Genomic DNA, 8566 nt, shown 5'->3' on the forward strand with positions numbered 1-8566 from the left:
AAATTTGACGAATTATTAATATAACAATTTAGGAGGAACTATATCATGAAATCAACAGGTATCGTTCGTAAAGTCGATGAATTAGGTCGTGTAGTAATTCCAATCGAACTTCGCCGTACACTAGGCATAGCTGAAAAAGACGCATTAGAAATTTATGTGGATGACGATAAAATCATCTTAAAAAAATATATGCCTAATATGACATGTGCAGTTACAGGAGAAGTTTCAGATGATAACTTCCGTCTTGTTGGAGGAAAATTAATTTTAAGTCCAGAAGGCGCAGAAATGTTAATGAATGAAATTGAAACGAACTTAAAAAAATAATCACATTTTTACACCTGAATCGAGAACAGCGATTTCAGGTGTTTTTTCGTATTAATCTAAAATGTCCTTTAATAAGAGATTTTATACTTTAAATTAAATATTTTCTTTTTAAAATTCCCCTAACTATTAAATAGGTCAGACTTCATTTATTTAACATTACTCTTTTTTACAATTATAATCAATTTAAACATTCCATTAAATTACCTTTTCCAACAAAAAAATCACCTTCTCTTCTAGATTAGGTGATTTCTTATATTGTATAAATGTATTTTTCAAAGAATTACGCTATTCTGTTCTTACTCGCTATGATACTCGTTGTAAACATCACGCTTTGCGACTTGGCGCAATTTTGCTACTTCTTTTATAGCTTCTTTAGAAGTCATAGTTGTATTTGCGATAACATAATCGACATGCTCCACTACAGACATAGCTGCCCAGTAGGTTTCCTCTTCTTCTTCCTCAACGACATTCAAATTTCCTTCTAGTACGATACAAAACTCTCCACGAATTTCTTCAGTTTGTGACCATTCGACCGCTTCCGTTAGCGTGCCACGCAAAAATTCCTCGAATTTTTTTGTAAGCTCCCGTGCCAAAACGATACGGCGATCACCCAATACTAATTCCATATCCTTTAACGTCTCTTTTAATCGATGCGGTGCCTCGTAAAACAAAATCGTCTCTTCTCGTTTCTTTAGTAACTCCAATTGCTGACGGCGTTCTTTTTTATTGCGTGTTAAAAAACCATAAAAGAAAAATGGCTGCGGTGTTAATCCAGAAGCTATTAACGCTGAAAGGGCGGCATTCGCACCTGGCACAGGTACAACCGCAAAGTTTTCTTCAATTGCTTTTACAACAATATCTGCACCTGGATCTGAAATACAAGGTAACCCCGCATCACTCACTAATGCTACAGTCTTCCCCTCACGTAAATAGCCAAGAAGTTTCTCACCACCATACTCTAAATTATGCTCATGGTAGCTCACTAATGGTGTATCAATTTCGAAATAATTGCATAGTTTTTTTGTATTGCGTGTATCTTCTGCCGCAATGACGTCCGCTTCTTTTAAAATACGTAGTGCACGCACACTCATATCTTCTAGATTGCCAATAGGCGTTGCTACTAAATATAAACAACTCCCGTGTTCGTGCATCGTACTTTTTTGTGATTTCACGACCGATCTCTCCCTATATACTTCGATTTTTGTCCTCTGTTTAATTGTTTAAACGCGTACTCTGCGCGCATTGCTTCTTGTTTTGTCTCAAATGTTTCAGCGTAAATACATTTTACAGGGCCTCTTGCTCTTGTATATTTTGCCCCCTTACCTGCATTATGCGTTGCCACGCGCTTGTCTAAATCATTTGTATAGCCAGCATAATACGAATGATCAGCACATTCCAACACATAAAAGAAATGATTACTGTTCTTTTCCATAAAGCATTTCTCTCACTTGCGGCGTATACTCATTTTTCTCATCGTATACATAAAGTGGTGGCAGTATTTTCAAATCTGGCTTTCCATCTTTAATTCCTTCTATTAATAAGGTGTTGGCTTCTTTACCCTCTTTTGGGTAAATGAATTGCAACCGTTTTGGCTCTAAGCGATTTGCACGCATTGCTGTGACAATATCTAAAAGACGACCCGGTCGATGTACAAATGCAGCCTTTCCGCCCTGCTTTAATAACTTACTTGCTGATTGCACCGCTTCCTCTAATGTTAAATATAATTCGTGGCGTGCAATAGCATGATGTTCACTTAAATTTTTTTCACTTGCTTCATGTGCTAAAAAATATGGTGGATTGCATGTTACCACATCGTATTTTTCAATTCCTAATTGCGCTGGAATTTCCTTTACATCTCCAAGCATCATGTGAATTTGTTCTTCTAGCTTATTATAGCGAATGCTACGCTCTGCCATATCAAAAAGTCGTGGCTGCAACTCCACACCTGTAATGTTGCCCTTTGTACGCGCACTTAAAAAAAGTGGAATAACTCCATTGCCGGAGCATAAATCTACTATTTCCCCTTTATGATGAGGTACACTAACAAATTTCGATAACAGTACAGCGTCTAATGAAAATGAAAAGACAGACGGACTTTGAATAATTCGTAAATCTTCTGCTAATAAATAATCCAGCCTTTCATCATCCTTCAACCAAGCTTCCATAGTCTTTCCTCCTACACATACAAAACAAAAGACTGACAACCACTAAAAGAGTGGGAATCAGTCTTCTATTACACATTTTGTTTATTTAAAAACGATAGACAAAATAGACAATCTTCACCTTTGCGTGAGCTTCCAAAATGTACGTGACAAACATGGAAGCCTTCCTGATAAAGACGTGCTAAATTATCATATCCCTCACCTATATCTATTGGATTATCTTTCTTTTCGCCAGCTACTTGCGCAATGCTTTCCTTAGAAAGTAATTCTTCTAGACGGATACGAAGGTGTTGATTTTCCGTTTCAAGCGCCTTATGTTCTTCCATCATCAGTGCAACAAATTGTTTCAATGCACCAAACTGCTCCTGCATTGATTCTAGCTGTTGTTCGAACCCTATAACAGTATCTAAGAAATTACGGTCCTTCACCCAAGCCACCTCGTTAAATTCTCTATCTTATATAAGATTTTTTTCGCCTGCCAATAGTTCTTCTAATGTATATTCAACAGTGCGTTCTTGCTCTTGCAAATATACTTGAATTAGTCGTTCTAACACATTTAAAGCGACCACTTTCCCTCGCCCATCTGGTGTCATCGTAATTTCACCAATGTCTGGCATGCCTTCTTTTGCTTCTTCATACTCATCATTTTCGTACTTCAAGCAGCACATTAAACGACCACAAAGGCCTGAAATTTTCGAAGGATTTAACGACAAATTTTGATCTTTTGCCATTTTAATAGAAACTGGTTCAAAATCACCTAAAAATGTAGAACAGCAAAGCATACGACCACATGGACCAATACCACCCAATAGCTTGGCCTCGTCGCGCACACCAATTTGGCGGAGCTCAATACGTGTACGAAAAACAGAGGCTAAGTCTTTTACAAGGTCACGGAAATCTACACGGCCCTCTGCTGTAAAGTAAAAAATAATTTTATTACGATCAAATGTATATTCAACATCAACGAGCTTCATCTCTAACTTATGCTCGATGATTTTTGTACTAGCTAAGTCAAATGCACGTTTTGATTCTATTGCATTTTCTTCGACCTGTATGCGGTCACGTTCATCCGCAGGTCGCAGCACTTGCTTTAATGGCAATACAACATCATTTTCCCCTACTACTTTTTGAGGGACAACAACTTTACCGTATTCCACTCCGCGAGCCGTTTCTACTATGACATATTGATTGTCTTCTAGTAGAAATGTTGCTGGATCAAAATAATATATTTTACCCGCCTTTTTAAAGCGGACTCCCACTACATTATACAAATGTATATCCCTCCTGCAGATTTAGCATTAGCTGCTCCATCATTAACGTCCTGTTCATGTTACGCTGCAAAGACACGCGTGCCTGTAGTATTGCTTGCATTTGACTAGAAAGGCGCTCGTAAGTCGAATGTAATGCAGCTTCTTTAAATGTTAGTAACATGTCTGGGTAAGTACAAGCTGCTTCGGGATTAGCCTTTATTGCCACTATATCACGATACGCAAATAGCAGTAAATCCAATGCTTGCTCCATCTCACTTTTTTCTTTAAACAATGGCAACCATTCTTCGTGTACCACAAGCATTGCTTCATGTACATTTTTTCGAATGGCCTCTACTAATTTTAACACTGTTTTTCTAGCCTGTGCAAACTGCTCATCATTTGCTAAAAAAATAGCTGTTTCGAGCTCATTCGTCAGCATACTCACCGTTGAAGCCATCGCGTAAGAAACATTATTTTCCTGTAAATGTTGTAACAAAATCGAGTGCGGTATTTTTTGAAATTTAATATGCTGGCAGCGTGAGCGAATCGTCGGTAACATTGACTGCATTTGCTCTGTTAATAGAATGGCCATCACGTCTCCGTCTGGCTCTTCTAAAAACTTCAATAGCATATTAGCAGAAGCTATATTAAGACGGTCTGCATGATGTAGTACGTAAATTTTACGTCCCTCTTCAATCCCCATCATCTTCATTTCTGCTACTAGCTCCCGAATTTGATCAATCTTAATAAATTGACCATCTGGATAGATTTGATGAATATTCGGGTGATTCCCCGAATCAACACGTCTGCAATTTCGACATGTTTCACATGGAACATTTTGATTGGGATTTTCGCACAGCATTAATTTTACAAAATACTGCATAATATCCACTTTTCCAGTGCCTTTTTCTCCATCAAAGATATACGCATGCGCTAATCTATTTTTATTTATAATTGTTTGAAGCTGCTTCATTACGACTGGTTGTAGTGTGAGTAGCTCTTCAACATTCCTGGCCATACTGAATCACCTTTAAGTAAGGGCTTCCCCTTAATTTCCTTCCTGTTTGAAAAAACCCCGCGCCTACAAGTGAACAAGACACGGGTTTTACATATATAAATTAATTAATAAGCCTTTAATTTCACCAATTTTATCGAGAAGGTCTATAGCTTCCTTCTCTTCACTTAAAATATCTTGTGCCAATTCTACAAGTCGCTCATCAATTGTTTCAATAATTTTTAAACGTCTACCTTCACCAAAACGATTCCATGTATGAGACTGTTTTAATTCCATACCATGATCAATGGTTTCTTGTAAAAATCTTTTTACTAACATCTTAAAGCGAGCTAGCTCTCTCAAGTTACGAGATCTTGCAACACGGTCTCCAGCAGAAGAAATGTCCCCTAATAGCCTTGTAAGCTGTTCTGTTTGCATTTTTGACCCTTGCTTCACTACCATATCACCAAATCGGTTGTTTTGATTATTATTTTGTAGTGACTCTTTGCGATTTGCATTTAATCCGACACGTATATCTTGATTGATTTTCAAGTTGTATTCGCCTCCACTTCGATCAATTACGCCTCCGCGTAATTGTACCTGTCGCTAACGCTTTCGGTACCAAAAACGTCTGTTGCTGACGCTTCGCTTTCGCACAGAAAAACAATGCGTCCAGATTTTGTATCATGCGTAGGGTAATTCCTCCTTATTTTACAAAATCCACGACATATGCCGGAGACTTTAATATTATACAGCCGCCACTTGTACCTCGCTGTATAAAATATAATAGTTGTTTTCATCTCACTACTTTTAGAAAAAACGGAGACTCCTAATGAATACTATTAAAAATGATGAAATTGTTCGATTGGTAAAACAAACACTGTAGCACCGCCTACTTCTACTTCCACTGGGTAAGGAATATACGAATCTGCATTTCCCCCTAATGGCGATATTGGTGCGACCATTTGTTCACGTGCTCGACAATTCTCACGGATAATATCTAAAACTTTGGGTATGAGGGAGTCCTCCGTTCCAATAAGAAACGTCGTGTTACCAGAGCGTAAAAACCCTCCTGTACTCGCCAATTTTGTTGCGCGAAACTCATTTTTCGTTAAAGCATTCGATAAACGGCTGCTATCTTGGTCTTGAACCACAGCTACGACTAACTTCATCCGCACTCACCCCTTTATTCAAATAGGTGTTACCATTATATCACAATATACTAAACAACTTCATGCTTTTACTGCATTGTATCACAAAGTAAGGACCATACATCTTCTATTACTTGCTCAACGTTTTGATCTGCATTCACAACTTTTATGCGCGTTGGGTAACGTTCAACAAGCTGTAAATATCCTTCACGCACTTTTTCATGGAATGCTAAACTCTCAACATCTAGACGGTTCACTTCTCGATTACCATGCGCATAAATTCTTGCCAAACCAACCTCAGGCGCCAAATCAAATAAAATCGTCACATCCGGTAGCTTCTTCCCAATCGCGAATTCATTAATAGCTAGAACTTCATCAACACCTATACCACGTGCATACCCTTGATAAGCAAGTGAGGAATCGATAAAGCGGTCACAAATCACCATTTTCCCCGCATCTAGCGCTGGTCGTACTTTTTCGAAATAATGCTGACTTCTAGCTGCCGCATATAATAGAGCTTCTGTACGTTCATCCATTGCTGTATGCGCTGGATCTAAAATGACTGCCCGAATTTTTTCCGCAATTTCTATACCTCCAGGTTCTCGAGTTGGTAATACATCTATATTTTCTTGCGCCAATCTCTCGGCAATTTTTTGGATAACTGTCGTCTTTCCTGCTCCCTCTGGACCTTCAAATGTAATAAATAAATTGCGTTTCATACTGTAATTGCCTCCAACTATTTAATGACCTCAATCATTTTTTCTTCTAAACGGTGATTTCCTTGGAATGATGCACGAGTTGCTAGTAATTCCTCTAGCTGACTTAGCTTTGCAACTGTAATCTTTTCACCTGGTACGAGTAAAGGAATACCAGGTGGATATGGGATAATCATACTTGCTGCAATACGTCCCATTGCACGCATATATGGTAGCCATTCCTTATCTTTTCTCTCTATTTCTTCAAATGTTAACTCAGGCTTAGTGACTGCTGTAAAGTTATACGTAGTATGCATAGCAGTCACTATATTACATTTTTCTGTACCCAATAAGTCCGTTACAGCATCCTTAATACGAACCCGTATATCTGCAAATGGGTACGTATGACCCTGTTTTAAAAGTGGTAATACAAACAATACTTGATGTGCATCCGCTAATTCTGCGTATATATTTTGTGCCTCTAGTACCTCTTGTAATTGAAATCCACTATAACCATTAACACGTAGCAGTAATTTTAATGGGTCATCTACTTCTATAACTTCAAGCGATCCAATCGCCCGTAATGCTTCCACCCATTGTGCTTTTTTCTCTATTATATATGCGCCGTCACTCTCCATATATGTCTGTACATAGTAACGTGCATCGTCTAAAGATGCTAACAATACATATGATGGGCTACTAGACTGTAACATACGTAAATAATGATTCACTTTATCAATAGACACTAATTCTGAATTCACATGCATAAAAGAAGCCATAGTCATCGCTGGTAATGTTTTATGAGCCGATTGCACAACTACATCTGCTCCGAATATTAATGCAGAAGGCTGAAATAATGTACAGGCGCTAAAATGAGCACCGTGTGCTTCATCTACTAAGACAGGAATATTTTTTTCATGACAATACGCAATTTGCTGCTGTATTTCTTTAGATGCCATACCGTAATAAGTAGGATACGTTAACACAACTGCCTTAGCTTCTGGGTATTGGTTAACTGCTTCTTTTAGATGTTCGTACGCTATATAAGTAGCCGTTAATGTCCGTTCATCCCACATTGGCGATACATATACAGGTTTAACTCCAACAAGCTCAATCGCATGGAAAATAGATTTATGGGCATTACGTTGTACAATAATCGTATCGCCTTTTTTACAAGTTGCATAGATCATCGCTAAATTGCCGACCGTCGAACCATTTACTAGAAAGAAACTTTTCATTGTTCCATATGTGTCGGCCAGTAAATTTTCTGCCTCTAAAATCATTTCCTCTGGATGATGAAAATCATCTAGACCTGAAAGCTCCGTCACATCATAACGCATCACATCTTTAAAAGCTTGCGGTAAATGTGATAGCTCCCCGTATTTATGGCCTGGCACATGAAAAGATACATTTTGTTGTTGTCGAAAATGCTCTAAACTTTCCACAATCGGCTTTTTCTTTTGCAAAACAAAACACCCATTTCCGTTATATTCTCCTTTAATTATAAGGGATTATCACAAGATTAAAAAGCTATCCTATAAAATAGGATAGCTAATACAAAATTGAATTAGCATAAAAGCAACTTGCCAAATATCCTGTTCATTTTTATCATCTGAAAGCCCATTTCAAACGCACGATAGCGCTGACTTTCTACTCCGATTTCAATATGCAAGAGCATGTGCTGTACTTCACTCACTTTTGGCTCATTAACAACAAGATACGCATTATACTCGACATTTCTCCAATCCATTGTATCTGATGTATGCGGTAGCTTATATTAGTGTCCAGAAATACTCCTACAATTGGCACTTTGTCATCAAACCCTGTTCTTCTTCACTAAAACTATTTGAACAATAATTTACAAGTACGAGTACGAGTACGAGCAATTGTTATTTATCTTTATGGACAACAACTACATCATCTTTTTGTAGTACATCTATTATCTTATAATGCAAAAAAACAGCCAACATATAGTTGACTGTTTCATGTG

11 protein-coding genes are annotated in these 8566 nt (G+C 37.8%); 1 reads left to right on the plus strand and 10 read right to left on the minus strand.

What is annotated here, in order from left to right:
- Nucleotides 1–45: 45 nt before the first annotated feature.
- Complete coding sequence (locus AEA09_RS02405; RefSeq protein ID WP_053582344.1) at nucleotides 46–324, plus strand: transition state genes transcriptional regulator AbrB; 279 nt, start codon at nucleotides 46–48, stop codon at nucleotides 322–324.
- A 296-nt stretch (nucleotides 325–620) separates the two neighbouring features.
- Here AEA09_RS02405 and rsmI read toward each other — a convergent pair whose 3' ends face one another.
- The 10 genes from rsmI to AEA09_RS02455 all read right to left on the minus strand — a co-directional run bounded on the left by rsmI (nucleotide 621) and on the right by AEA09_RS02455 (nucleotide 8042).
- Nucleotides 621–1496: a 16S rRNA (cytidine(1402)-2'-O)-methyltransferase gene (gene rsmI / locus AEA09_RS02410; protein WP_053582345.1), complete on the minus strand. Its 876-nt coding sequence runs from the start codon at nucleotides 1494–1496 to the stop codon at nucleotides 621–623.
- Nucleotides 1493–1756 (minus strand): GIY-YIG nuclease family protein, encoded by a 264-nt coding sequence (locus AEA09_RS02415; RefSeq protein ID WP_053582346.1) that lies wholly within the window; start codon nucleotides 1754–1756, stop codon nucleotides 1493–1495. The genes rsmI and AEA09_RS02415 overlap by 4 nt, the downstream gene beginning before the upstream one ends.
- The gene (locus tag AEA09_RS02420) at nucleotides 1740–2489 is read right to left on the minus strand and encodes a tRNA1(Val) (adenine(37)-N6)-methyltransferase (protein ID WP_053582347.1); all 750 of its coding nucleotides are present in this window, start codon (nucleotides 2487–2489) and stop codon (nucleotides 1740–1742) included. Before AEA09_RS02420 ends, AEA09_RS02415 begins: the two co-directional genes overlap by 17 nt.
- A 68-nt stretch (nucleotides 2490–2557) precedes the next feature.
- Nucleotides 2558–2914, minus strand: coding sequence for a DNA replication initiation control protein YabA (gene yabA, locus AEA09_RS02425; protein ID WP_053582348.1), 357 nt, complete (start codon nucleotides 2912–2914; stop codon nucleotides 2558–2560).
- A 27-nt stretch (nucleotides 2915–2941) separates the two neighbouring features.
- On the minus strand, nucleotides 2942–3757 hold the full coding sequence (locus AEA09_RS02430; protein WP_053582349.1) for a PSP1 domain-containing protein: 816 nt from the start codon (nucleotides 3755–3757) through the stop codon (nucleotides 2942–2944).
- On the minus strand, nucleotides 3750–4754 hold the full coding sequence (holB, locus tag AEA09_RS02435) for a DNA polymerase III subunit delta' (protein WP_053582350.1): 1005 nt from the start codon (nucleotides 4752–4754) through the stop codon (nucleotides 3750–3752). Before holB ends, AEA09_RS02430 begins: the two co-directional genes overlap by 8 nt.
- 87 nt (nucleotides 4755–4841) lie before the next feature.
- Nucleotides 4842–5282, minus strand: coding sequence for a YaaR family protein (locus tag AEA09_RS02440; protein ID WP_053582351.1), 441 nt, complete (start codon nucleotides 5280–5282; stop codon nucleotides 4842–4844).
- 290 nt (nucleotides 5283–5572) lie between these two features.
- Nucleotides 5573–5902, minus strand: a complete 330-nt coding sequence (locus AEA09_RS02445; protein ID WP_053582352.1) for a cyclic-di-AMP receptor — start codon at nucleotides 5900–5902, stop codon at nucleotides 5573–5575.
- Between the two features lie 68 nt (nucleotides 5903–5970).
- The gene (gene tmk / locus AEA09_RS02450; protein WP_053582353.1) at nucleotides 5971–6600 is read right to left on the minus strand and encodes a dTMP kinase; all 630 of its coding nucleotides are present in this window, start codon (nucleotides 6598–6600) and stop codon (nucleotides 5971–5973) included.
- Nucleotides 6601–6617: 17 nt separating this feature from the next.
- On the minus strand, nucleotides 6618–8042 hold the full coding sequence (locus tag AEA09_RS02455) for an aminotransferase class I/II-fold pyridoxal phosphate-dependent enzyme (RefSeq protein ID WP_053582354.1): 1425 nt from the start codon (nucleotides 8040–8042) through the stop codon (nucleotides 6618–6620).
- Nucleotides 8043–8566: the final 524 nt, after the last annotated feature.

It is taken from the genome of Lysinibacillus contaminans (assembly GCF_001278945.1).
Taxonomy (GTDB): domain Bacteria; phylum Bacillota; class Bacilli; order Bacillales_A; family Planococcaceae; genus Lysinibacillus; species Lysinibacillus contaminans.

What these genes read in the sequence shown, in the direction of transcription:
- AEA09_RS02420 (WP_053582347.1), bottom strand. Translation starts at nt 2,489, where the DNA reads ATGGAAGCTTGGTTGAAGGATGATGAAAGGCTGGATTATTTATTAGCA.
- tmk (WP_053582353.1), bottom strand. Translation starts at nt 6,600, where the DNA reads ATGAAACGCAATTTATTTATTACATTTGAAGGTCCAGAGGGAGCAGGA.
- AEA09_RS02445 (WP_053582352.1), bottom strand. Translation starts at nt 5,902, where the DNA reads ATGAAGTTAGTCGTAGCTGTGGTTCAAGACCAAGATAGCAGCCGTTTA.
- AEA09_RS02415 (WP_053582346.1), bottom strand. Translation starts at nt 1,756, where the DNA reads ATGGAAAAGAACAGTAATCATTTCTTTTATGTGTTGGAATGTGCTGAT.
- AEA09_RS02405 (WP_053582344.1), top strand. Translation starts at nt 46, where the DNA reads ATGAAATCAACAGGTATCGTTCGTAAAGTCGATGAATTAGGTCGTGTA.
- holB (WP_053582350.1), bottom strand. Translation starts at nt 4,754, where the DNA reads ATGGCCAGGAATGTTGAAGAGCTACTCACACTACAACCAGTCGTAATG.